This window comes from Pinisolibacter sp. (genome assembly GCF_036782435.1).
GTDB lineage: Bacteria > Pseudomonadota > Alphaproteobacteria > Rhizobiales > Ancalomicrobiaceae > CALBKH01.
Genome location: NZ_DAIPZB010000003.1, coordinates 139,689 through 161,133 on the forward strand (window position 1 = coordinate 139,689; position 21,445 = coordinate 161,133).

A 21,445-nucleotide genomic window follows, 5' to 3' on the forward strand; every position below is an offset into this window, starting at 1 on the left:
GGGAGCATCGCTACTTGTCTGACGCCATTTCGATTTCCCGAGGACTTACCCCGCCATGCTCAGACCCGCCGCTCCGCTCGTCTCCGGCCTTTCCGCTCTGGCGGAGGACTACGACGCGCTGATCAGCGACGTCTGGGGCGTGGTCCACAACGGTCTCGCGGCCCATCCCGCCGCCTGCGAGGCGCTGGTCGAGTACCGCCGCCGTGGCGGACGGGTGGTTCTGCTCACCAACGCACCGCGTCCCTGCGGGTCGATCCATCGTCAGCTCGCCGAGCTCGGCGTCCCGCGCGAGGCCTACGACGATCTCGTCACCTCCGGCGACGTCACCCGCGAGATGCTGATGGCGCGGCCGGAGCGCCGCATCACCCATGTCGGCCCCGATCGCGACCTGCCGATCTACGAGGGCCTGCCGCACGAGCTCGTCGGCGACGCGCAAGCCGACATCATCGTCTGCTCGGGCCTCGTCGACGACCTCACCGAGACGCCGGACGACTATCGCGACCGGCTCGCGGCGCTGGCGGCGCGCGGGCTGCACATGCTGTGCGCCAATCCGGACCTGATCGTCGAGCGCGGCGAGGAAAAGGTGTGGTGCGCCGGCGCGCTGGCCAAGCTCTACGCGGAAGAATTCGGTGGCGAGGTGACGCTGCTCGGCAAGCCCCACGGGCCGGTCTACGGCGAGGTTCGGCGGCGGATCGAGAAGCTCTTCGGCGCGCCGGTCGCCGACGATCGCCTGCTGGCGATCGGCGACGGTCTACCGACCGACATCCGCGGCGCCGTCGGCCAGGGGCTCGACGTGCTGTTCGTCACCGCCGGCATCCATGCGGCCGACTTCGGCCCGGCCGATGCGCCGGATCCGGATCGGGTGGCGGAGCGCCTGCGGGCCGAGGGACTGTCGGTGACCGCCTTCCTGCCGCGCCTCGTCTGGTGAGCCGAAGCGACCGGTGAGCCGGTCGCGGCCGTCCTCACTTCTTCGCCAGTGCCGTTTCGCGCAGCTTGGTCAGCGTCGTCGTCGGGGTGATCGCCTCCGGTGCGGTCAGGACGTGGACGAGCACCAGCCCGTCGACGGCGAGCGCCTCGTCGATCACCGTCTCGATGTCCTCGTCACGGGCGAGCGTCAGGCCGACGGCGCCGTGGGCGCGGGCGAGCGCGGCGAAATCGGGATTGACCAGGGTGGTGGCGTGGACGCGGGCCGGGAACTCGCGCTCCTGGTGCATGCGGATGGTGCCGTAGATGCCGTTGTCGACGACGAAGGCGACGAGTTTCGCCCCCGATTGCATCGCCGTCGCCAGTTCCTGGCTGTTCATCTGGAAACAGCCGTCGCCGGAGAACGAGACGACGCGGCGCTCGGGGAACTGCAGCGCCGCGGCGATGGCGCCGGGCAGGCCGTAGCCCATGGTGCCGGAGACCGGCGCGGCCTGGGTGGCGAATTTGCGGAAGCGCCAGAAGCGGTGGATCCAGGTGGCGTAGTTGCCGGCGCCGTTGGCGATGATCACGTCGTCGGGCAGGCGGGCGCGCAGCGCCGCCATCACCTTGCCCATCTGCACCGCGCCGGGCGTCGACGGCAGGTCTTCCGACCAGGCGAGATAGTCGGCGCGGGCGGCGGCGGTCCAGTCCTTCCAGCGGATGTCGCCGGGCGGCGGCTCCAGGCTCTCGGCGGCGGCGGCGAAGGCCGTGCCGGAGGCGTGGATGGCGAGATCGGGGCGATAGACGCGACCGAGTTCTTCGGCGTCGGCGTGGACGTGGACGAAGGCCTGCGTCGGGAAGGGAATGTCGAAGAGCGTGTAGCTCTGGCTCGGCATCTCGGCCATGCGGCCGCCGACCAGGAGCACGAGATCGGCGTCGCGGATGCGCTTCTGCAGCGCCGGATTGATGCCGATGCCGACGTCGCCGGCGTAGTGCGGATCGAGGTGATCGAAGAGCATCTGGCGACGGAAGGAACAGGCGACCGGCAGATCGAACTTCTCGGCGAAGCGGGCGAATTGGCGGACCGCCTTCTCGCTCCAGCGCGAGCCGCCGAGGATGGCGATCGGCCGCTCGGCCGCCCACAGGCGCTTCTGCAGATCCCACATCTGATTGAGGCCGGGATGGGTCTCGACCACGGTCGCCGGGCGCACGTCGACGGCCGGCGCCTCCTCGACCAGCATGTCCTCGGGCAGCACCAGCACCACCGGGCCGGGGCGGCCGGAGGTGGCGACGGCGAAGGCGCGGTTGACCATCTCGACCACCCGATCGGGCGTGTCGATCTCCGCCACCCATTTGGCGACGGAACCGAAGACCTTGCGGAAGTCCATCTCCTGGAAGGCGCCACGCTCGCGGAAGCCACGCTCGATCTGGCCGACGAAGAGGATCATCGGGGTACTGTCGTGTTCGGCGACGTGGAGGCCGGCGGCGGCGTTCATGGCACCGGGGGCGCGGGTCACCATGCAGATGCCCGGCTTGCCGGTGAGTTTGCCGACCGCATCGGCCATGAAGGCAGCGCCGGATTCCTGGCGCGCGAGCACCGTGTCGATGGGACTGTCGGCGAGGGCGTCGATGACCGCGAGATAGCTCTCGCCGGGGACCAGGAAGACGCGCTCGACACCGTTGGCCTCGAGGGTGTCGACGAGAAGCCTCGCCCCGGTCTTGCCTTCGCCGCTCATGATCGTCCTCCGCGCAGCCTGTTCGCCGCGAGGGTCATCCCATGTCGGACCGGCGGATGGAAGGGGGACGATGCGAAGCCGCCATGCGGCGTGGCGCGGACGCCGCGAACGGGAGCCGGCGCGGGTGGTGGCGTGCGATGGTTCGAGGCCCGGCCTCTCGGCCGGGCACCTCACCATGAAGCGTTGGTGATCATCGGCACGAAAGCAGGCGCTTCATGGTGAGGTGCGAGCGGAGCGAGCCTCGAACCATCGTGCACCGGCGTTGGGACGACTCGGCGGTCAGACGTCGAGGACGGTCACCACGGTGAAGGTGTTGAGGTCGCCGTCCTCGTCCTTGATCGAAACGTACTCGCCGACGACGAAGGGGTGGGCGCCGAAGCGATAGCCGGCCTCGTCGTCCTCGTCGCCGGAGATGTCGTAGCGGAACGCCCAGCTGCCGCCGGGGCGATGGACGAGATGGCCGACGTCCTCCTCCTCGGTGCCCCAGAAGCGGCGGACGCGGCACTTGTCGCGCAGTCGCTTCCAGGCTTCGGCGTCGATGCGGCCCTCGGCGTCGAGCGGCGCGAAGAACTCGTAGCCGTGCCGGGCCGACCCCATCGGATGCTCCTTGGTGCGAGCGAGGTTGAGGCGGATCTTCTTCAATCCCGTGCCGGGCATGGCGGCGTCTCCGTTCGGTCCATCGGTATTCTTTCCGCTCCCCATCGCACCGACATTGACCTCGGTCAACGTATGGATTCGACATGACGGCCAAGATGTCGGCGATCGTCGACCGCGGCTCGGACGGGAGCGATCCTCATGGTGCACGACACTCCGACCCCACCCGATAGAGCACCCCCGCCGAGGCGCGCCGCGGCTCCGCCCTCGACGCCGGGAGACCTTCGCGCCTGGGAAGAGGTCGCCGATTTCCTCGGCCGCGCCGAGACACACGGTCTCGCCGAGGCACCGACGCGAATCGACACCCATGCGGCGGTCGTGTTCCTCGCCGGTCCGCTCGCCTACAAGATCAAACGACCGGTCACCTTCCCCTTCCTCGACTTCTCCACCCTCGACCGGCGCGAGGCGGCCTGCCGGCGCGAGATGGCGGTCGATCGGCCGATCGCACCGCAGATCTATCGCCGGGTGGTGGCGATCACCCGCGAATCGGGCGGTGCCCCGGCGATCGGCGGCAGCGGCACGCCGATCGAATGGGCGGTGGAGATGAACCGCTTCGACGAGACCGCGACGCTCGACCGGGTGGTGGCGAAGGGGCCGCTCACCCCCGCCTTCGTCGACGATCTCGCCACGACCGTCGCGCGGATGCAGGCGCGGGCCGAGCGGCGCGAGGCGGCGCCGTGGATCGCCGATCTCGGGCGCTACCTCGATCAGAACGCCGAGGCCTTCGCGGCGCGGCCGGATCTCTTCCCGCGCGAGCGGGCGGCGAACCTGACCCGCCGCGCCCGGACGCGGCTCGCCGACCTCGCGGACCATCTCGAGGCCCGCGGCCGTCTCGGCTTCGTCCGGCTCGGGCACGGCGACCTGCACAGCGGCAACATCGCGGTGATCGACGGCCGGGCGCAGCCCTTCGACGCCATCGAGTTCGACGATGCCATCGCCACCGGCGACATTCTCTACGACGCCGGGTTCCTGGTGATGGACCTCGCCGACCGCGGCGATCGGGTGGCGGCGCGGCACTTCCTCGATCGGCTGCTGGTCGACGGGACACGGCTCGAGACGGAGGCGACGGGCGCCACCGGCCGGCCGATGAACCCGGAGCGGATCGCCGAGGCCTTTCTCGAACGCATCGACGGGCTCGCCGGGCTCGATCTCTTCCTGTCGATCCGCGCGGCGCTCCGGGCGAAGATCGCCGCGGCGCGGGCGCCGCATCTGGCGACCCACGAGCGCCACGCGGCGGAAGCCGAGGCGCGGCGTCTCTTCGCCGACGCGATCGACCATCTTTCGGCGAAGGTGCCGCGGCTGGTCGCGATCGGCGGATTGTCCGGCTCGGGTAAATCGCGGCTGGCGGTCGACGTCGCGCCGCGTCTCGACCCGACGCCGGGGGCGGTGGTGTTGCGCGCCGACGAGATCCGCAAACTCCTCGCCGGCGTGGTGACGACGACGCGGCTGGCGGCAGCGCACTACACGGCGGACGCCTCGCGACGGGTCTACGACCTCATCGACCGAGCGGCCGGCCGGGCGCTCGCCGCCGGGCGGTCGGTGATCGTCGACGCGGTGGCGGCGAAGCCGGCCGAGCGTGCCGCTTTCGCGGCGATCGCGGCGCGGGCGGAGGTGGCCTTCACCGGCCTGTGGCTGGACGTCGACGAGGCCGTGGCGACGGCGCGGGTCGGCGCGCGGCGTGGCGACGCCTCGGACGCCGACGCCGCCGTGGTGCGCCTGCAACGCGGCTACGATCTCGGGCCGATCGACTGGGCGCGGATCGACGCGAACGGGACGCCGGAGGCAACGCTCGCGGCGGCGCGCGCCGTCCTCGAACGGCCCTGATCGGCGATCACTCGCCGGGCAGCGACGCGGCGTCGGCGACGGCGGCGATGGGCAGGATGACGAGGGCGATCGACTCGTCGTCGGGCGACGATTTCACCGAGAAGCCGAGCGCCTCGCACATCTGGATCATGGTGCGGTTCTCGCGCAGCACCTCGCCCTTGACCGCCGACAGGCCGTCGGCCTTGGCCCATTCGATCATCAGCTTCATCAGCTTCCAACCGAGCCCCTGCCCCTTGAGGTTGGAGCGCAGCAGGATGGCGTATTCGCCGGTGATGTGATCGGGATCGGCATGCAGGCGGACGACGCCGAGGAGCTTGCCGGTCTCCTTCTCGATGGCGGCGAAGGCGATGGCGCGCTCATAGTCGAGCTGGGTCAGCTTGGCCAGGAAGGCGTGGGAGAAGTCCTTGATCGGCGCGAAGAAGCGCAGCCGCAGGTCCTCCGGCGTCACCTCGGAGAAGAAGTCGGGATAGAGCGCCTCGTCCTCCGGACGGATCGGCCGCATCTGCACCTCGCGGCCGTCCTTGAGCGCGGTCTCGCGTTCCCATTCCTTCGGATAGGGCCGGATGGCGAGGCGGGGATGGCCGATCTGGCCGGCGCGCTGGGTGATCGGGGCGATGCGGACGCGGGCGTCGAGGCAGACGACGCCCTCGTGGTCGGCGACGATCGGATTGAGATCGAGTTCGCGGATCTCCGGGATGTCGCAGGCGAGCTGGCTGAGCTTGCACAGGGTCAGCGCCACCGCCTCCTCGTCGACCGGGGGACGGTTGCGGTAGCCCGCCATCAGCTTCGACACCCGGGTCTCGGCGATCATGGCGTGGGCGAGGTTCATGTCGAGGGGTACGAGGTCGAGGGCGCGGTCGCCCACCACCTCGACCGAGGTGCCGCCCTGACCGAAGACGACGACCGGACCGAAGACGAAGTCGTCGGCGATGCCGGCGACCAGTTCGATGCCGAAGCGCTTCTCGACCATCGGCATGACGATGACGCCGTCGATGACCTTGTCGGGGAAGCGGGCACGGATGCGCTCCAGCATCTCGCAGGCCGCCTCGGCCACCTCCTCCTCGCTCTCCAGCCCCAGGCGCACGCCGTCGACGTCGGATTTGAAGGCGATCTCGCGGGAGGCGATCTTCAGCACCACCCGCCTGTTCTCCTTCAGATGCGGGCGCGCCGCGTCGGCGGCCTCGCGGGGGTCGGCGGCGAGCACGGTGGGAAGCACCGGGATGTCGTAGGCGGCGAGGAGATCGCGCACCGCCACCGGGGAGAGCCATTCGCGATCCTCGGCGAGGGCGGCGGCGACGACCGCACGGGCGGCGTCCGGATCGGGCCGGAACTCCGCCGGCAACGGCTCGGGAATGGCGGTCAGCCGCTCCTGGGCGGCGACGTAGCGCACCAGATGGCCGAAGGAGCGGACCGCCTCTTCCGGCGTCGGATGGCAGGGCACGCCGCTCGCATGGAGGATGCGGTCGGCCTCCTCGGAGAGATCGAGGAAGGAGGCCATCACCGGCTTGCGGCGGCCGATCTTCTTGGCCTGGGCGGCGGCGATCTCGGCGACCTTGGTGGCGACCGCGGTGGTGTCGGCGAAGGCGGAGGGCGCGTGCAGCACCATCACCGCCTCGACGCCGGGATCGGCGAGGACCGCCTCGATGGCGGTGCCGAAGACGCTCGCGTCGGCGTCGTCGGCGAGCACCAGCGGATTGCCGGCATCGCGGCCGTAACGCACCAGGGAGGCGAGCGACTCGATCGTCTCGGCCGAGATCTCGGCCATCGAGCCGCCGCTGTGGTCGAGGTGGTCGGCGACGATGGTGGCGAGGCTGCGGCCGTTGGCGACCACCGCCACCTTGCGGCTCGGCGACGGCTTCACCCGGGTGATGGTCTCGGCGGCGTCGAAGAGCTCGTCGATGCTGTCGACGCGGACGAGGCCGGCACGGCGGAAGGCGGCGTCGTAGACCCAGTCGACGGTGGCGAGCCGGCTCGAATGGGTGTTGCCGATCATGCGCTTGTCGCGGCTGGTGCCGGAGCGCAGGACGATCACCGGCTTGGTGCGGGCGCAGGCGCGGGCGGCGGAGAGGAACTTCGACGGCGACCAGATGCTCTCGAGATGCACCAGGACGGCGCGGGTCTTGTAGTCGGCGGTGAAGTGGTCGAGCAGGTCGCCGACGTCGACGTCGACCTTCTGGCCGAGCGAGACCACCGAGGAGAAGCCGACGCCGTTGGCCTCGGCCCAGGCGAGCGTCGAGTTGATGACCGCGGCGGAGCGGGAGACGAGCGCCAGATCGCCCTTCTTGGCGGGACGGGCGGCGAGCGACAGGTCGAGAGCGCCGTGCAGCGACATCACGCCGAGCGAGCCGGGGCCGATGAGGCGCAGGCCGTGCTTACGCGCCGTCTGCAGCGCCAGACGCGAAGTGGCGAAGGACCATTCGTCGTAGCCGCGCGACAAGAACAGCGCCGCCTTGATGCGCAGGGCGCCGAGCCGTTCGATCACCTCGACCGCGGCGGACCCGCCGCACAGGACGACGGCGAGATCGGCCTTCTCGGAGATGTCGGCGAGCGAGGCGGCGACGCCGCCGGTCCAGCCTTCCGGCGCGGCGATGCCGGCCAGCGTCACCTTGCCGCGATAGCCGCTGCGCGCCAGATTGGCGAAGAACAGATCGCAGGCGGCCTTGCCGATGCGTTCGGGACCGACCACCAGGATCGAGCGCGGCTGGAAGATTCCGTCGAGATTCCGAACGGCCATGTGGCCCCCCCGTGGGATACGGCGAACGGACTGCACCGCTCCGGTCGGAGCAGCGTCCCACGCGCGCGGACTGGTCCGGCCACTCCCCGGGTCGTCTCTCCCGATCTTTCGCCGCGGGCGGTTCGTACCGCCTTCTTTTCGGCCGGGTGCGGCGGTCGCGGGACCGCCGGCGGTGATCTCATAGGAAGCCCGGATGAACACGTCCGGGCCTCGTCTTCCGTTCGTTGAACAAGTCCTGTCCCGACCGGGACTTTTCGACGAGCCGGGTCCGGCGTCGCGAAGCGATCCGCCGGATCCCGTATCAGTGCGCCATCAGGACGGGGATCGTCATGGTGGCGAGGATGCCGCGCGTCGCCCCGCCGAGCAGGAATTCGCGAACCCGCGAGTGACCATAGCCGCCCATGATCAAGAGGTCGAACGCCTTGTCGGCAGCATGATCGAGAAGCGCGTCGGCGACCGAGATGTCGGGAGCCTCGACCTGGACCAGTTCGACGTCGAGGCCGTGGCGGGCGAGCCACGTGGCCAGTTCGGCGCCGGGTTGGCCCGGAGTGGATCCGGCCTTCTCGATCATCACCACCGAGATCTTCTTGGCGAGCGCCAGAAGCGGCATCGCCGCCTGGACGGCGCGGGCGGCGGTGCGCGAGCCGTCCCAGCCGATCATCACCCGATCCAGCGCGATGGCGCCGCGCGAGATGTAGGGCACGACCAACAACGGCGCCGTTCCCTCGAACAGCGCCGTCTCGATCATCGCCTCACGCATCGGCTCGGGGCGATCGGGATCGTCCTGGCCGATCACCACGAGGTCGGTCGAGCGGCAGTTGACGACGAAGCCTTCCGGCGCACCGCCCATCAGGATCTCGGCGACGCGGGTTTCGGCCGCCACGCCGCCGCGTTCGGCGATGACGCGGAACCTGTCGGTGGCGGTGCGCGCCACCTCCATCGCCTGGGTGCGGGCCTGCTCGATCACCTCGACGGGAAGCGGCGCGACGACGAAGCCGGGGACGATCGGATCGACCGCCAGGGCCACGCCGGTGACGTGGGCTTCGAGCCGGCGCGCCAGATCGACGGCGAGGGTCGGTCCGGGGCCTATGGCGTCGACGTCGGCGTTGCCGGTGCCACGCGGCACGACCGGTCGGTCGGAGGTCGCGTAGCCGTTGTCCAGGAGTACCAACATGTCCTTGATCGCCATGACGGATTCTCCCTTTCGAAGTTCGCCCTCCGAGCGCGCTCGGCGCCGGGGCCGTCATATCGAGTCTCACCGAAAGATGGTCGAACCGCTTTGATCGAACGCAACGGTTCAGAAGGTTCCCGGATACCGGCCACCATCGAGCAGAATGTTCTGCCCGACGAGGAAAGCGGCCTGATCGGAGCAGAGGAAGGCGCAGACTTCGCCGAACTCCGCCGGATCGCCGAAGCGGCCGACGGGGATCGCCTTGACGAGATCGGCGGCGGCCTGTTCGCGCGACACACCCTGACGCTTGGAGTTGGCGTCGATCTGGGTGGCGATGCGGTCGGTGGCGAACTGGCCGGGCAACAGGTTGTTGATCACCACGCCCTTGCCGGCGAGATCGCGCGCCAGACCGGCGACGAAGCCGGTCAGCCCCGAGCGGGCGCCGTTGGACAGGCCGAGGACCGGGATCGGCGCCTTGACCGCGCCGGAGGTGATGTTGACGACGCGGCCCCAGCCCTTCGCCGCCATGGCGTCGACATAGGCGCGCATCAGCATGATCGGCGTCACCATGTTGGCCTCGACGGCCTTGTGCCACGTGTCCTCGTCCCAGTCGTGGAAGTCGCCGGCCGGCGGACCGCCGGCGTTGTTGACCAGGATGTCGGTCTCGGGCCGGGCGGCGAGGATGGCGGCGCGGCCCTCCTTGGAGGTGACGTCGCAGGCGAGCGTCGAGACGGTCGCGCCGGTGGCGGCGCGGATCTCCTCGGCCGTCTTCTCCAGCGTCTCGGCGCCGCGCGCGGTGATGAGGACGTCGACGCCGGCGCGGGCGAGCGACATGGCGCAGGCCTTGCCCAACCCCTTCGAAGCGGCGCAGACGACGGCCTTGCGACCGGCGATTCCGAGATCCATGGCGGGTACTCCGGGTGTGCGGGCTCAGAAGAGCGAGCCCTGATCGGACGGATCCCGGCCGGGCTTGCGCCGCGGCCGAGGCGAGGGAGAGGCGACGTCGGCCGGACGCGGGGCGACCGGGGGCGGGGCGGCGCCCGCGCCCACCGTCGCGGCGACGCGGCCGTCGGCGAATTCGATGTCGAGGCCCTGGCCGGTGACGAGGCCAGCGGCGGCACGGACCGGCGCACCCGCGGCATCGCGCACCAGCGCGTAGCCGCGCGACAGGACGCCGCGATAGGAGAGCGCGGCGAGGAGCTTGGTCAGACCGTCGAGGCGGGCGGCGCGGCGCTCCTGGCCGACGCGGAGGGCGCGATCGGCCCGGTCGCCGAGGCCGCTCAGGCGATCGCGCGCCGTGGCGAGCCGGGTCGAAAGCGCCGCCGGGGCGAGCCGGCCGCGCACCGCGGCGAAGCGGGTCGCCTTGACCGAGACGGCGGCGGAGAGCGCATGGGCGAGGCGACCGCAGGCGAGATCGAAGCGCTGGCGGCGGGTGTCGAGCAGGGTCGCGGCGGACGGCAGGGCGCGGGCGGCGGAGCGCAGCTCGGTCTTCAGCGCCTCGAGGCGGCGCAGGACGGCGCCGGAGAGGCGCAGGCCGGCGGTGCCCACCTGATCGAGGAGTTCGGCACGCACCGGCAGCACCATCTCGGCGGCGCCGGTCGGGGTGGGGGCGCGCAGGTCGGCCGCGAGGTCGATCAGCGTCCAGTCGGTCTCGTGGCCGATCGCCGAAACGAGCGGGATCGAACAGGCGGCCACCGCCCGAACCACGATCTCCTCGTTGAAGCTCCACAGATCCTCGAGCGATCCGCCGCCGCGGGCGACGATGACGACGTCCGGGCGCGGGATGCCGTTCGCGCCCGCGGGCGGGAGCGCGTCGAAGCCGGCGATGGCGGCGGCCACTTCGGCGGCCGAGGTATCGCCCTGGACACGCACCGGCCAGACGATCACCCGGACGGGGAAGCGGTCGGCGATGCGGTGGAGGATGTCACGGATCACCGCGCCCGTCGGCGAGGTGACGACGCCGACGACCTCGGGCAGGCGCGGCAGCGCCACCTTGCGAGCCTGATCGAACAGACCTTCGGCGGCGAGCTTCTTCTTGCGCTCCTCGAGCAGCGCCATCAGCGCGCCGACGCCGGCCGGCTCCAGCGCCTCGATGACGATCTGGTACTTCGACGAGCCGGGGAAGGTGGTCATGCGGCCGGTGGCGATCACCTCCATCCCCTCCTCCGGCTTGAAGCGGAGCTTGGAGAAGGAGCCGCGCCAGACGACGGCGTCGATCTTGGCGCCCTCGTCCTTGAGGGCGAAATAGGCGTGGCCGGAGGAGTGGGGGCCGCGATAGCCGGAGATCTCGCCGCGGACGCGGACGAAGCCGAACCCGTCCTCGATCGCCCGCTTCACCGCCTGGGACAGTTCCGAAACGGTGAATTCCGCGACATTGGGCAGAGATTCGGCCAAGCGAGGCTCCGGGCGACGGATTCGACGAAAGTGCGAGCGGAGGTTGGCGGGGGCGGCGGGCCGCGTCAAGGGAGGCTAAGCGCAGGAGGAATGCGCTTCGCCCCGCCCTTCGCCCGCCGTCTTCCACCGTGATAAGACGGCGCGACGCGCCCCGAGCCGAAGGACCGCCATGGCCCGCTACGATTTCCGCCTGCAACGCCTCTTCGTCCGCGCTTCCTTGCGAGAGGGGGGCGAGGTCGAGCCGACGCGGGAACAGGCGAACTATCTCCTCAACGTCCTCCGGATGGGCGACGGCGACCGCCTGCTGGTCTTCGACGGCGCCCACGGCGAATGGCTGGCGACGGTACGCGCGACCGGCCGGCGCGACTGCCGGCTGCATCTCGTCGAGTGCGTCCGGCCGCAGACCGCCCCCGGCGACGTCGACTGGCTGTTCGCGCCGCTGAAACACGCGCGGCTCGACTACATGGTGCAGAAGGCGGTGGAGATGGGGGTCGCGCGCATCCGCCCGGTGATCACCCGCCACACCCAGGTGTCGCGCATCAACCTCGAACGCATGGAAGCCAACGTGATCGAGGCGGCGGAGCAGTGCGGCGTCATCTCGGTGCCGCCGATCGCCGAGCCGGTCGACCTCGAGCGCCTCCTCGACGCCTGGGAGGCGACCGATCCCGGCCGCCGCCTGCTCTATTGCGACGAGCACGAGGAGACGTCGAACCCGCTCGACATCCTGCGAACCCTGGAGCGCGGTCCGCTCGCGGTGCTGATCGGGCCGGAGGGCGGCTTCTCGCGCGAGGAGCGGGCGGTGCTGCGCTCGAAAGCCTTCGTCACCGCGATCCCGCTGGGCCCACGGATCCTCAGGGCCGACACCGCGGCGGTGGCGGCGCTGGCCGTGGTGCAGGCGACGCTGGGGGATTGGTAGAGCGATATTGCGCTTGATTTTCGGGCGATAACGAGCGATTTTCCAGATGAAGACGATCGCTTTCACGCATGCTGCGGCGAAGGACCTCGATGCGTTGCCTGCCGAGGCCCGGGAGGATGTCCTGCGTGGGCTGGACCTCTACGCGATGACCGGTCGCGGTGACGTCAAGGCGCTCACCGGCCGGTCGGGTTTTCGCCTCCGCATCGGTCGCTATCGGGTTCTGTTCGACGAAGACACCCGAACGATCCTGGCGATCCACGTCGGCAAGCGCGAGACGACGACCTATCGGCGCAACTGAGGAGACCATCTTGGGAGACCCGCAGTTCATCCGTACGCCATCCGGCGAAGAACTGGTGGTGTTGACGCGCGCCGATTACGACGCGCTGCTCGAAGCCTTGGCCGAAGCCGAAGAAGATGCCGCCGACCTCGCCGTCTACGATGCTCGGAAGGCGGAACTCGCAGTTCCCGACGACATCCTACCGGCGCCGGTGAGTGCGGCACTGCTGCGTGGCGCTCGCCTGCTCGTGGCCCTACGCGATTGGCGCGGCATGACCCAGATGCGGCTCGCAGAAGCGACCGGGCTCGCTCAAGGGTATCTTTCGGACCTCGAACGCGGCCGCCGCCAAGGAACGACAGAAACGCTCACCCGCATCGCCATGGCGCTCGACGTGCCGGCGAAATGGTTGGTGGGGTGATCCTTCATGCCGGAGGCCGGAGGCGCTGACGCGCCCGGCCTTCGAAGGCGTGCAAATTTCTCATCTGCATCAGGGGCATGAGAAATTCGCGCCCGGAATACCATCGGTCATTTTCAATGGCCGATGGTATCACCACATCGTCGCGTCGAGGACCCGATCGATGTTTCCGCCCCATTCGCCGCGCCAGGCCTCGAGCAGGCGGTCGGCCTGCGTCCGGCCGCTTTCGGCGATCTCCTCGAGCATCTCGAGGTGGATGGTCTCGTCGCGGCCGTCGTCGTCGAGGCGGGCGCGAGCCTTCAGGCCGGCGCGGGCGATGGCCAACACCTCGACGGCGACGTCGCGCAGCGTGCGGCCGCGGAACGGCGTGGCGAGACCGAGGCGCGGGACGGTGTCGCGCAAGCCCTGGCGCTCCTCGGTCGTCCAATCGGCGACGAGGCGGGAGGCGGCGTCGAGGGTGTCGGCGTCGTAGAGGAGGCCGACCCAGAAGGCCGGTAGCGCGGGAACCGAGGCTCGCGAGCCGGCGTCGGCGCCGCGCATCTCGATGTAGCGCTTGAGCCGCACCTCGGGAAAGAGCGTGCCGACGTGGTTCACCCAGTCGCCCATCTCCGGGACGACGCCGGGCAGGCGCTTCGCCAGGGCTCCGGCCATGAACTCACGGAAGGTGACGTCGGTGGCGTCGTGATAGGTGTCGCCGCGCTTGACGAAGTACATCGGCACGTCGAGCGCCCACTCGACATAGGACTCGAAGCCGAAGCCGGCCTCGAAGGCGCGCGGCAGCATGCCGGTGCGGTTGCGATCGGTGTCGCGCCAGATCTCGGAACGGGTCGAGAGGAAGCCGGTCGGCGCGCCGTCGAGGAAAGGCGAGACGGCGAAGAGAGCGGTCGCCAGCGGCTGCAACGCCAGGCCGACGCGCATCTTGGCCGCCATGTCGGCTTCGCTCGAGAAGTCGAGGTTCACCTGCACCGTCGAGGTGCGGAACATCATGTCGAGGCCGCGGGAGCCGACTTTCGGCATGTAGTTGCGCATGATGGCGTAGCGCGACTTGGGCATCACCGGGGTCTCGGTGAGATGCCACTTCGGCGAGGCGCCGAGGCCGGCGAAGCGGATACCGAGCGGATCGGCGACGGCGTGGAGATCGGCGAGGTGGACGTCGAACTCGCGCTTCGTCGCGTGGACGTCGGCGAGGGGGGCGCCGGAAAGCTCGAACTGGCCGCCGGGCTCGAGGCTGATGGCGCCACCGCCGTGATCGTCGGCGAGGCCGATGATCGCCTCGCCGTCGAAGATCGGTTCCCAGCCGGTGCGGTCGCGCAGGCCTTCGAGCAGGGCATGGATGCCGACCGCACCGTCGTAGGGAACGGGCGCGCGATCGGCGACGTGGAAGGGGAACTTCTCGTGTTCGGTGCCGAGCTTCCAGCGATCGCGTGGCCGTGCGCCGGCCTCGATCCAGGCGACGAGAGCGTCGCGGCTCTCGATGGGTCGATGATCGCTGGTATCGCGCGCCATGTGGCATCCTCGGGAGTTCGGGGCGCGCAACATACGCGCGGGACGATGACGGAACAAATGCGTTTTCTCGAACGATGTTTTCGGTCCCGTTCACCGATCGCCGCGGATCGATTTGACGACGAAGGGTTTCGCACCGATCATTCCGCCTCTCCTGGCGGGGGATTCCATGGTCGATCCGACGGAATGGACGAAGCGATTTCTCGATCCGGCGCAGCTGGGTGAAATGGCCGCGCGCTTCGGCCTCGATCCGATGCAGGCGTCGGCGGCGACGCTGGCGCTGAAACCGGCGCTCGATGCGGCGATCAAGCGGCGTGCCGCCGATCCGCGCGGTATCGCGGAGATGCTCGGCTGGGTCAAACCCAAGCCGGATTTCGCCGCCGCCATGCCGGGCGGCGAGGCGCTGGGCAAGCTCTTCGGTTCACGGGAACTGACGGCGGCGATCATCGATCAGATCGCGCGGACGAGCGGCGTCGACAGGCGCAGCCTGGAGATCGTGCTGCCGCTCGCCTCCGAGACGGTGATGGCGAGTTTCGCCGACACCTTGAAGAGCCACCCGCTGACCGAAGGGCTCGGCAAGATCTTCGAGCCGAAACCGCGCGCCGCGCCGACCCTCGACGAGATGCTGACCGACGCGTTCGGGCCGGAGACGTCGCGGTTGGTCGGCGACACACTGCGCCAGACGCCCAATCCGATCGGTCCGACGACCCTCTTCGGCGAAGTGCTCGGCGAGTTCCTCCGCGGCTTCAACAACGGCGGCCCGCCGATCGACGAGGAGATCGCGCCGGAGGACGAGGTGCCGCAACCGAGCGAGATGGTCGACCGCCTGTTTGAGGCCGGGCGAGACGCCCAGGCCGAGCAGGCGCGCGCCATCGAGGCACTGTTCGACCGCTATTGGAAAGACGGGCCGCACACCGTGCTCACCGGCAGCGGCTGAACCGGGCGGGAGGAGCCGGCACGGCCCCTCCCCGCGTCACTCGGATGCATCCGAGCGATGTCTCCCGATCACACCGGAAGGCGCGTCTGTTCGCCCTGCGGCGCCGGCGCCGGGTCGCGGCTCGGCCACTCTCGCGACCGGGCCCGCCGGGCGGCGCGGCGCTCGACCGCCAGGATACGCAGCCGCGTCGACGGATCGTCGAAGGCCGGGCCGGCGAGCGAGACGAGAACGTCGCCCCGGGTCAGGCCGATGTCGCGCAACGCATGATCGTCGAAGGCGAGCAGTCGCGTCACCTCGTGACGGTGGCGGCGCGCTTTCCATGCCGCGCGCACGAAGGCCACGGCGGCGTTCAGGTTCGCGCCGGCGGCGGCGAGGAGAACGGCGACACGGATGGGGCTCTTCGAGGACGACAGGGACGAGATCATGGGAAAGCTCCTTTCGAGGGATCTCCGAGGGCAGGTTCGTTGGAGGAAGGGGGCGCGCGGCCGCGAGCCGCGGGATCGGACGATCGGGCGGCGCGACGCGGGGACGCGAACGGAACGTCATCACATGTGAGGGAACTGGATCGATCGATCAAACGAATGTTATAGATACGGCATCGCACATATTTTGATGGATCGACCGATGCCCTCGCCTCTCGATCTCGACCAGCTCAAGACCTTCGTCGCCATCGCCGAAACCGGCAGCTTCACCCGCGCTGCCGATCTCGTGCACAAGACGCAGTCGGCGGTCTCCATGCAGATGCGGCGGCTCGAGGAGCGGGTGGGCAAGGCGCTGTTCGCCCGCGACGGCCGCGCCTCGAAGCCGACCGAGGACGGCGAGCGGCTGCTCGCCTATGCGCGGCGGATGATGCGGCTCAACGACGAGACGCTCGCCGCCTTCGACGAGGCGGAACTGACCGGCCGGGTGCGGCTGGGCACGCCCGACGACTACGCCGATCGCTTCCTGCCTGAGATCCTCGCGCGCTTCGCCCGCTCCAATCCGCGCGCCGAAGTGACGGTCGTGTGTGCGCCGACGCCGCTCCTCGTCCAATCGATGGCGGCGGGGGAGCTGGATGTCGCCATCATCACCCATGTGCGCGAGAAGGGGTCGGCGGAAGTGATCCGGCGCGAGCCGTTGCTGTGGGTCGGCTCACAGCGCCACGCGGTGCACGAGATCGATCCCATTCCTCTCGCCCTCGGTCGACCGACCTGCGACTGGCGGCGCGCCGCGCTCGACGGACTGGAGCGGAGCGGGCGGCGGCATCACCTGCTCTACGTCAGTTGGAACTCGACGGCGGTGGGCGCGGCCGTGCTCGCCGGGCTGGCGGTGTCGGTGCTGCCGGAATCGGCGCTCAGGACCGGGATGCGGGTGCTCGGCGAGCACGAAGGGTTTCCGAAACTGCCGCCGGTCGACATCGGCCTGCTGCGTGGGCGGGGAAAGAACCCGGTCGCCGAAGCGCTCGCCGGCCACATCGTCTCCTCGCTCGACAACCTGTCGCCGGGCTTCGGGCGGGCGGAATGAAGGCGGCGCCGGACGGGATCGTCGCGGCGCCGCTTCGATGGATCGGTGGGACGGCGGCGCGGATCAGCGGAAGGCGGAACCGAGCGCGTTGACGCGGGCGTTGGGGTTGACCGCACCGCTGTTGCCCCAGCCTTCACGGACCTTGTCGGCCTGGAGCAGGGGGACGTCGTAGCGGCTGATGGTGCCCTTGAGCCGGGTGCCGGCACCGTCGATCTCCATCACCGTGACGGTGCCGTCGCCGCGATCGCGATAGAACACGGTCGGGCCGGGGCCGGCCGGCACCTTGGCGTCGGAGGTGTCGCCGACCGAAGCGAAGTGCGCCCGCAAGGTATCGCCGAAGAAATAGATCACGCCGCCGAGGATGCCGAGGATGACGCAGCCGATCAGCGTGCCCTGCACGACGAGAAGCGACAGTTGCCGCGACGTGACTTCTTTGTGGGTCAGCGTCGCACCGCCGGTGTGAGCCGTGCGGGGCATCGATCGAGGTGCGGGACGCGCCGCATGCGCCGGCATCGGTCGCGGTCTGACCGTGATCACCATCCTCGTCGTCCTCTCGTCTTCGATATCGCGAACACCGCCGCATCGATCTTTCGAGGACAGTCTACGCCCGCAACCCTTCCGAATGAGTAAAGCGGGCGTCGTCGTCAGCGTCTCAGAACGAAGAGATTGCCGGCCAGAACCAGACAGAGACCGACGACCGCCGGCACCGTCCAGTGATAATCTTCGACGACAGTGGAAATGGCGAGGGCGAAGACCGGGAACATCACGGTGGCATAACCTGCCCTAGCGGCACCTATACGTCCGAGCAGAGTGAGATAGGCCCAGAAGGCGGCAACCGAAGAGACGATCGCCAGCCACAGGAGCGAGGTCACGTAGGGGAACGACGGATCGAAGGTGAAGGGCAGACCCTGGATCAGGATCGCGGCGAAGAGGAAGACGCAGCCCCACACCATGCCCCAGGCGGTGGCGACGAGCACGGGGATGCCGCGGCGCTGAATCGCCGACGACAGCATGTTGCCGATGCAGAAGAAGGTGGTGCCGGCGACGCACAGCGCCAGACCGATCGCCGCCCCGGTGTCGAAATCGGTACCGGCGATCTTCGGCCAGAACATCGCCGCCACGCCGGAGAAGCCGAGGAGGCCGCCGAAGAGCACCCGCGGCGAGATCTTCTGGCGGAAGACCAGGAAGCCGAGCAGCAGGTTGATCACCGACGCGAGCGAGAAGACGACCGACAGGAGGCCCGACGGCAGTCCCTTGGCACCGTGGTAGAACAGGTTGAAATTCATCGAGAAGATGAAGAATCCGAGGCCGGCGAAGCCGAGATGGGTGGCGAGCGGCCAGCGCAGACGATCGCCGCGCGCCGACACCCAGATCCACACGATCGCCGCCGAGATCAGGAAGCGCCAGAGCAGCGACACCTCGGGGGGAACGGTGGCGACCTGCGCCTTCATGGCGATCCAGCTGGTCGACCAGCCGAAGACGGTGACCGCGTAGAGGACCGCGTCGTAGCCGCCGAAGCGCGTGGCGGCCGGGTCGACGGGCGAGGCGGCGGACGGCGTGGCGGTCATCACGGGTTCCGGTCAGAAGAGGTCGCGACACGAGGCGGCAGGCGGCCCCGTTTCCATGTCGCCCGCCGGGTCGTCGCGGTCCAGCGAATGTTGCTGATTCGATCGATCACGCCACTTGATGTCCGCGGCGCAGCGGATCGTGAAACCGTGCGGTGCCGGGTGGGGCGTCAGTCACCACCGCCGCCGTCATCGCCGCTGCCGTCACCGCCTCCTCCGCTATCGCCGTCGCCCCCTCCTCCGCCATCGCCATCCGCCGAACCGTCGTCGGCGTGAGACGGCGACGAAGCGGAATCGGCGTCCGGCGGACCGGCGGTCGCCGCGGCGCCGTCGCCGTGGTGCCCCGCCGACGTCGGAGCGGAGGCGGAGGGTTCGGCCGGTTCGGCGGCGAGCATATGGAGCGCTTCGGCGCCGAGCAGCACGGCGCCGCCGGCCGCTGCGGCGACGGCGCCGGCGGCCGGGGCATTCGGCGAGGCGGCTCCACCGCCTTCCTGCGAGGATGCGGCCCGGCGAACGCTCGCGACCCGCGGCGGGGCCTCGCCCGTGACCCGGTCGGAGACGGAGGCCGTGTCCTGCGGGCCGGCCGCTTTCGAGCCGTTCGCCGGCGAAGCCTCGCGGCGCCGGAGCCAATCGGTCAGCCAGCCCATCGGTCACCTCCGAACGTGGACGATCGACCGACCCGCCAGCGCGGATCGGATCGGCACAGTAGCACGCGGGTGCGGGCGGGCGCGAGGCCGAGGCCCTTCGCCACGTCCGACGAGGGGGCGCGATCAGAGATCGTCGACGACGAGGAGATGCAGCGAGCGGGGGCCGTGGGCGCCGAGCAGGATGGTCTGCTCGATGTCGCCGGAGCGTGACGGGCCGGTGATCCAGTTGACGGTGCGCGGCATCTTGCCCTCGCCGAAGGTGGCGCGGACGCGGGCCCAGACCGTCTCGTAGTCGCCGGCGATGTCGGAGGCCTTGACCACCACGAGGTGATGCTCGGGCAGGAAGTTGAGGGTCGTCGGATTGTCGGCGCCGGAGACGAGCGCCACCGTACCGGTCTCGGCGACGCCGGCGTAGGCGTGGGAGAGGCCGGCGAGGTCGTGGCCGTCGGAACGACCCTCGGCGACGGTGAGCTGCGGCTCGCGGTCGAAGGGAAGGCCGGTCAGGCGCGGATCGACGCCGCGGCGGATCGCCTGCGGCAGGTTCTTGGAGCGCAGGTAGCGGGCGACCGCGGCGGGCACGTCGTCGGCCGAGGCGAGGCGCTCGGTCGAGGCAGCGACCTTGTCGGCCATCTCGAGGAAGAGATCGAGGCGACCGCGCGCGTCGCGCTGGCCGCGGGCGGGCACCAGACCGGCGCGATGGGCGGCGAGGCGATCGACGACGGCGGCACGGCGCGCGTCGTCGTTCGACCCGGTGTGGAGGGAGCGGCGGATCTTGCCGAGGACGGCGTCGCGAGCTGTCATATGCAGGACTCTCACATGTTGAAAGGTCGCGGTGGGATCAGGCGGTGCGTCCGCCCTTGGCTTTCCACTGGTCCATGAAGGTCGCCCCTTCCGGGGCCGGCATGTCGCGCATCTTCGTCCAGCCGGAGGCGAAGAAGGGCAGCTTGGCGATGCGGCCCTTGCCAGCGCCCATCAGGCGCAGCGCGGTCGACGAGGCGCGTGCGGCGAGGCGATAGAGCCCCGGCCGGGCGGCGAGGAAGGCCCAGAAGCCGAGACCGCTCCTGAGCGCCGCCGGGTTCAGCGCCCGCTCCCATTCGCGGTTGCGCCAGGCGCGCATCATCCGCGGCAGCGGGATACGCATCGGGCAGACGCTCTCGCAGCGGCCGCAGAAGGTCGAGGCGTTGGGCAGATGGCCGGCCTTGTCGACGCCGACCAGCGTCGGGGTCAGCACCGCGCCCATCGGGCCGGGATAGACCCAGCCGTAGGCGTGGCCACCGACCGCCTGGAACACCGGGCAATGGTTCATGCAGGCGCCGCAGCGGATGCAGCGCAGCATCTCCTCGAACTCGGTGCCGAGCATCGCCGAACGGCCGTTGTCGAGGAGGACGACGTGGTATTCGCCCGGCCCATCGACGTCGCCGTCGCGACGCGGGCCGGTGGAGAAGGTCGTGTAGACCGAGAGCTCCTGCCCCGTCGCCGAACGGGCGAGGATACGCAGCAGCGTGTCGACGTCCTCGAGGGTGGGCACGATCTTCTCGATCGAGGCCATGACGATGTGGGCCTTGGGCAGCGTCTGGGTAAGGTCGCCGTTGCCCTCGTTGGTGACGATGATCGAGGTGCCGGTCTCGGCGATGAGGAAGTTCGCGCCGGTGATGCCGACGTCGGCGACCAGGAACTTCTCGCGCAACACGGTGCGCGCCTCGGTCAGCAGCGTCACCGGCTCGGTGAGGTCGCGCTCCGGCTCCAAATGGGTGTGGACGCGGCGGAAGTCGCCGGCGACCTGCTCCTTGGTGAGGTGCACCGCCGGGGCGACGATGTGGCTCGGGTGCTCGCCGCGGAGCTGGATGATGTATTCGCCGAGGTCGGTCTCGACCGGCGTGATGCCTTCCTTCTCGAGGTGATCGTTGAGGGCGATCTCCTCGGTGATCATGCTCTTGCCCTTGGTCACCGTCCTGGCACCGAGGCGCTTGCAGATGTCGGTGACGATGCGGCGGGCGTCCTCGGCGCTCTCGGCCCAATGGACGTGGCCGCCGGCCTCGACGACCTTCTTCTCGTAGGCCTCGAGATAGAGGTCGAGGTGCTTCAGCACGTGGCTCTTGAGATCGCGGCCGGCGTCGCGCAGCGCTTCGAACTCGGGCAGCGCCTCGGCCGCCTTGATGCGCTTGGCGATGAAGCCCTTCTCGACGTTCTTGAGCGCCTTCTGCAGCGTCGCGTCGGCGAGCGCGCGGGTGGCGTTCTCCTTGAAGGCGGGGGACGTGACCTGCAT

Annotated in this window: 20 protein-coding genes; 7 read left to right on the forward strand and 13 right to left on the reverse strand. The window is 70.0% G+C overall.

Going from position 1 to position 21,445, the window contains the following annotated elements; all coding sequences use genetic code 11:
• The first annotated feature begins 55 nt into the window (after positions 1–55).
• The gene (locus V7Q42_RS02315) at positions 56–928 is read left to right on the forward strand and encodes a TIGR01459 family HAD-type hydrolase (protein WP_333822166.1); all 873 of its coding nucleotides are present in this window, start codon (positions 56–58) and stop codon (positions 926–928) included.
• A 34-nt stretch (positions 929–962) separates the two neighbouring features.
• Here the strand turns inward: V7Q42_RS02315 and V7Q42_RS02320 are convergent, their stop codons facing one another.
• Together V7Q42_RS02320 and V7Q42_RS02325 are read right to left on the reverse strand one after the other, a co-directional pair.
• Positions 963–2,639, reverse strand: a complete 1,677-nt coding sequence (locus V7Q42_RS02320) for a thiamine pyrophosphate-binding protein (RefSeq protein WP_333822167.1) — start codon at positions 2,637–2,639, stop codon at positions 963–965.
• 279 nt (positions 2,640–2,918) lie between these two features.
• A complete protein-coding gene (locus V7Q42_RS02325) occupies positions 2,919–3,296 on the reverse strand; it encodes a hypothetical protein (protein WP_333822168.1) in 378 nt (125 codons plus the stop codon).
• Positions 3,297–3,434: 138 nt separating this feature from the next.
• On the opposite strand from V7Q42_RS02325, the gene V7Q42_RS02330 reads away from it, so the two are divergent.
• Entirely contained in the window at positions 3,435–5,117 is a 1,683-nt protein-coding gene (locus V7Q42_RS02330) for a bifunctional aminoglycoside phosphotransferase/ATP-binding protein (RefSeq protein ID WP_333822169.1), read from the forward strand.
• A 7-nt stretch (positions 5,118–5,124) separates the two neighbouring features.
• On the opposite strand, the gene V7Q42_RS02335 is transcribed toward V7Q42_RS02330, so the two are convergent.
• From V7Q42_RS02335 to xseA, 4 genes are all read right to left on the reverse strand, one after another.
• Positions 5,125–7,851 (reverse strand): bifunctional acetate--CoA ligase family protein/GNAT family N-acetyltransferase, encoded by a 2,727-nt coding sequence (locus V7Q42_RS02335; protein ID WP_333822171.1) that lies wholly within the window; start codon positions 7,849–7,851, stop codon positions 5,125–5,127.
• A 301-nt stretch (positions 7,852–8,152) separates the two neighbouring features.
• Complete coding sequence (locus V7Q42_RS02340) at positions 8,153–9,040, reverse strand: universal stress protein (protein ID WP_333822173.1); 888 nt, start codon at positions 9,038–9,040, stop codon at positions 8,153–8,155.
• A gap of 108 nt (positions 9,041–9,148) precedes the next feature.
• Positions 9,149–9,928, reverse strand: a complete 780-nt coding sequence (locus V7Q42_RS02345; RefSeq protein ID WP_333822174.1) for an SDR family oxidoreductase — start codon at positions 9,926–9,928, stop codon at positions 9,149–9,151.
• 24 nt (positions 9,929–9,952) lie between these two features.
• Positions 9,953–11,416, reverse strand: a complete 1,464-nt coding sequence (xseA, locus tag V7Q42_RS02350; RefSeq protein WP_333822175.1) for an exodeoxyribonuclease VII large subunit — start codon at positions 11,414–11,416, stop codon at positions 9,953–9,955.
• A 169-nt stretch (positions 11,417–11,585) separates the two neighbouring features.
• On the opposite strand from xseA, the gene V7Q42_RS02355 reads away from it, so the two are divergent.
• From V7Q42_RS02355 to V7Q42_RS02365, 3 genes are read left to right on the forward strand one after another with little or no spacing between them, the layout of a single operon-like run.
• Complete coding sequence (locus V7Q42_RS02355; protein WP_333822176.1) at positions 11,586–12,332, forward strand: 16S rRNA (uracil(1498)-N(3))-methyltransferase; 747 nt, start codon at positions 11,586–11,588, stop codon at positions 12,330–12,332.
• A gap of 46 nt (positions 12,333–12,378) precedes the next feature.
• On the forward strand, positions 12,379–12,630 hold the full coding sequence (locus tag V7Q42_RS02360) for a type II toxin-antitoxin system RelE family toxin (RefSeq protein WP_333822177.1): 252 nt from the start codon (positions 12,379–12,381) through the stop codon (positions 12,628–12,630).
• 10 nt (positions 12,631–12,640) lie between these two features.
• On the forward strand, positions 12,641–13,027 hold the full coding sequence (locus V7Q42_RS02365) for a helix-turn-helix domain-containing protein (protein ID WP_333822178.1): 387 nt from the start codon (positions 12,641–12,643) through the stop codon (positions 13,025–13,027).
• 129 nt (positions 13,028–13,156) lie between these two features.
• On the opposite strand, the gene V7Q42_RS02370 is transcribed toward V7Q42_RS02365, so the two are convergent.
• The gene (locus V7Q42_RS02370; RefSeq protein WP_333822179.1) at positions 13,157–14,530 is read right to left on the reverse strand and encodes a glutamate--cysteine ligase; all 1,374 of its coding nucleotides are present in this window, start codon (positions 14,528–14,530) and stop codon (positions 13,157–13,159) included.
• Positions 14,531–14,696: 166 nt separating this feature from the next.
• Between V7Q42_RS02370 and V7Q42_RS02375 the strand changes: the two genes are divergently transcribed.
• Positions 14,697–15,464, forward strand: coding sequence for a DUF937 domain-containing protein (locus tag V7Q42_RS02375; protein WP_333822180.1), 768 nt, complete (start codon positions 14,697–14,699; stop codon positions 15,462–15,464).
• 68 nt (positions 15,465–15,532) lie between these two features.
• On the opposite strand, the gene V7Q42_RS02380 is transcribed toward V7Q42_RS02375, so the two are convergent.
• A complete protein-coding gene (locus tag V7Q42_RS02380; RefSeq protein WP_333822181.1) occupies positions 15,533–15,889 on the reverse strand; it encodes a DUF1127 domain-containing protein in 357 nt (118 codons plus the stop codon).
• A gap of 199 nt (positions 15,890–16,088) precedes the next feature.
• Between V7Q42_RS02380 and V7Q42_RS02385 the strand changes: the two genes are divergently transcribed.
• Positions 16,089–16,967, forward strand: coding sequence for a LysR substrate-binding domain-containing protein (locus V7Q42_RS02385; protein WP_333822182.1), 879 nt, complete (start codon positions 16,089–16,091; stop codon positions 16,965–16,967).
• Positions 16,968–17,030: 63 nt separating this feature from the next.
• Here V7Q42_RS02385 and V7Q42_RS02390 read toward each other — a convergent pair whose 3' ends face one another.
• From V7Q42_RS02390 to V7Q42_RS02410, 5 genes are all read right to left on the reverse strand, one after another.
• Positions 17,031–17,444, reverse strand: a complete 414-nt coding sequence (locus tag V7Q42_RS02390; protein ID WP_333822183.1) for a hypothetical protein — start codon at positions 17,442–17,444, stop codon at positions 17,031–17,033.
• A gap of 167 nt (positions 17,445–17,611) precedes the next feature.
• Positions 17,612–18,535 (reverse strand): DMT family transporter, encoded by a 924-nt coding sequence (locus tag V7Q42_RS02395; protein ID WP_333822184.1) that lies wholly within the window; start codon positions 18,533–18,535, stop codon positions 17,612–17,614.
• 167 nt (positions 18,536–18,702) lie between these two features.
• Positions 18,703–19,179, reverse strand: a complete 477-nt coding sequence (locus V7Q42_RS02400; protein ID WP_333822185.1) for a hypothetical protein — start codon at positions 19,177–19,179, stop codon at positions 18,703–18,705.
• A gap of 123 nt (positions 19,180–19,302) precedes the next feature.
• Positions 19,303–19,980: a LutC/YkgG family protein gene (locus tag V7Q42_RS02405; protein WP_333822186.1), complete on the reverse strand. Its 678-nt coding sequence runs from the start codon at positions 19,978–19,980 to the stop codon at positions 19,303–19,305.
• Positions 19,981–20,017: 37 nt separating this feature from the next.
• Positions 20,018–21,445 (reverse strand): LutB/LldF family L-lactate oxidation iron-sulfur protein, encoded by a 1,428-nt coding sequence (locus V7Q42_RS02410; RefSeq protein ID WP_333822188.1) that lies wholly within the window; start codon positions 21,443–21,445, stop codon positions 20,018–20,020.

Excerpts from the sequence above, each read along its gene's own strand:
- V7Q42_RS02315 (WP_333822166.1), top strand. The coding sequence starts at position 56 with ATGCTCAGACCCGCCGCTCCGCTCGTCTCCGGCCTTTCCGCTCTGGCG.
- V7Q42_RS02320 (WP_333822167.1), bottom strand. The coding sequence starts at position 2,639 with ATGAGCGGCGAAGGCAAGACCGGGGCGAGGCTTCTCGTCGACACCCTC.
- V7Q42_RS02325 (WP_333822168.1), bottom strand. The coding sequence starts at position 3,296 with ATGCCCGGCACGGGATTGAAGAAGATCCGCCTCAACCTCGCTCGCACC.
- V7Q42_RS02330 (WP_333822169.1), top strand. The coding sequence starts at position 3,435 with ATGGTGCACGACACTCCGACCCCACCCGATAGAGCACCCCCGCCGAGG.
- V7Q42_RS02335 (WP_333822171.1), bottom strand. The coding sequence starts at position 7,851 with ATGGCCGTTCGGAATCTCGACGGAATCTTCCAGCCGCGCTCGATCCTG.
- V7Q42_RS02340 (WP_333822173.1), bottom strand. The coding sequence starts at position 9,040 with ATGGCGATCAAGGACATGTTGGTACTCCTGGACAACGGCTACGCGACC.
- V7Q42_RS02345 (WP_333822174.1), bottom strand. The coding sequence starts at position 9,928 with ATGGATCTCGGAATCGCCGGTCGCAAGGCCGTCGTCTGCGCCGCTTCG.
- V7Q42_RS02355 (WP_333822176.1), top strand. The coding sequence starts at position 11,586 with ATGGCCCGCTACGATTTCCGCCTGCAACGCCTCTTCGTCCGCGCTTCC.
- V7Q42_RS02360 (WP_333822177.1), top strand. The coding sequence starts at position 12,379 with ATGAAGACGATCGCTTTCACGCATGCTGCGGCGAAGGACCTCGATGCG.
- V7Q42_RS02370 (WP_333822179.1), bottom strand. The coding sequence starts at position 14,530 with ATGGCGCGCGATACCAGCGATCATCGACCCATCGAGAGCCGCGACGCT.
- V7Q42_RS02375 (WP_333822180.1), top strand. The coding sequence starts at position 14,697 with ATGGTCGATCCGACGGAATGGACGAAGCGATTTCTCGATCCGGCGCAG.
- V7Q42_RS02380 (WP_333822181.1), bottom strand. The coding sequence starts at position 15,889 with ATGATCTCGTCCCTGTCGTCCTCGAAGAGCCCCATCCGTGTCGCCGTT.
- V7Q42_RS02385 (WP_333822182.1), top strand. The coding sequence starts at position 16,089 with ATGCCCTCGCCTCTCGATCTCGACCAGCTCAAGACCTTCGTCGCCATC.
- V7Q42_RS02390 (WP_333822183.1), bottom strand. The coding sequence starts at position 17,444 with ATGCCCCGCACGGCTCACACCGGCGGTGCGACGCTGACCCACAAAGAA.
- V7Q42_RS02395 (WP_333822184.1), bottom strand. The coding sequence starts at position 18,535 with ATGACCGCCACGCCGTCCGCCGCCTCGCCCGTCGACCCGGCCGCCACG.
- V7Q42_RS02400 (WP_333822185.1), bottom strand. The coding sequence starts at position 19,179 with ATGGGCTGGCTGACCGATTGGCTCCGGCGCCGCGAGGCTTCGCCGGCG.
- V7Q42_RS02405 (WP_333822186.1), bottom strand. The coding sequence starts at position 19,980 with ATGACAGCTCGCGACGCCGTCCTCGGCAAGATCCGCCGCTCCCTCCAC.
- V7Q42_RS02410 (WP_333822188.1), bottom strand. The coding sequence starts at position 21,445 with ATGCAGGTCACGTCCCCCGCCTTCAAGGAGAACGCCACCCGCGCGCTC.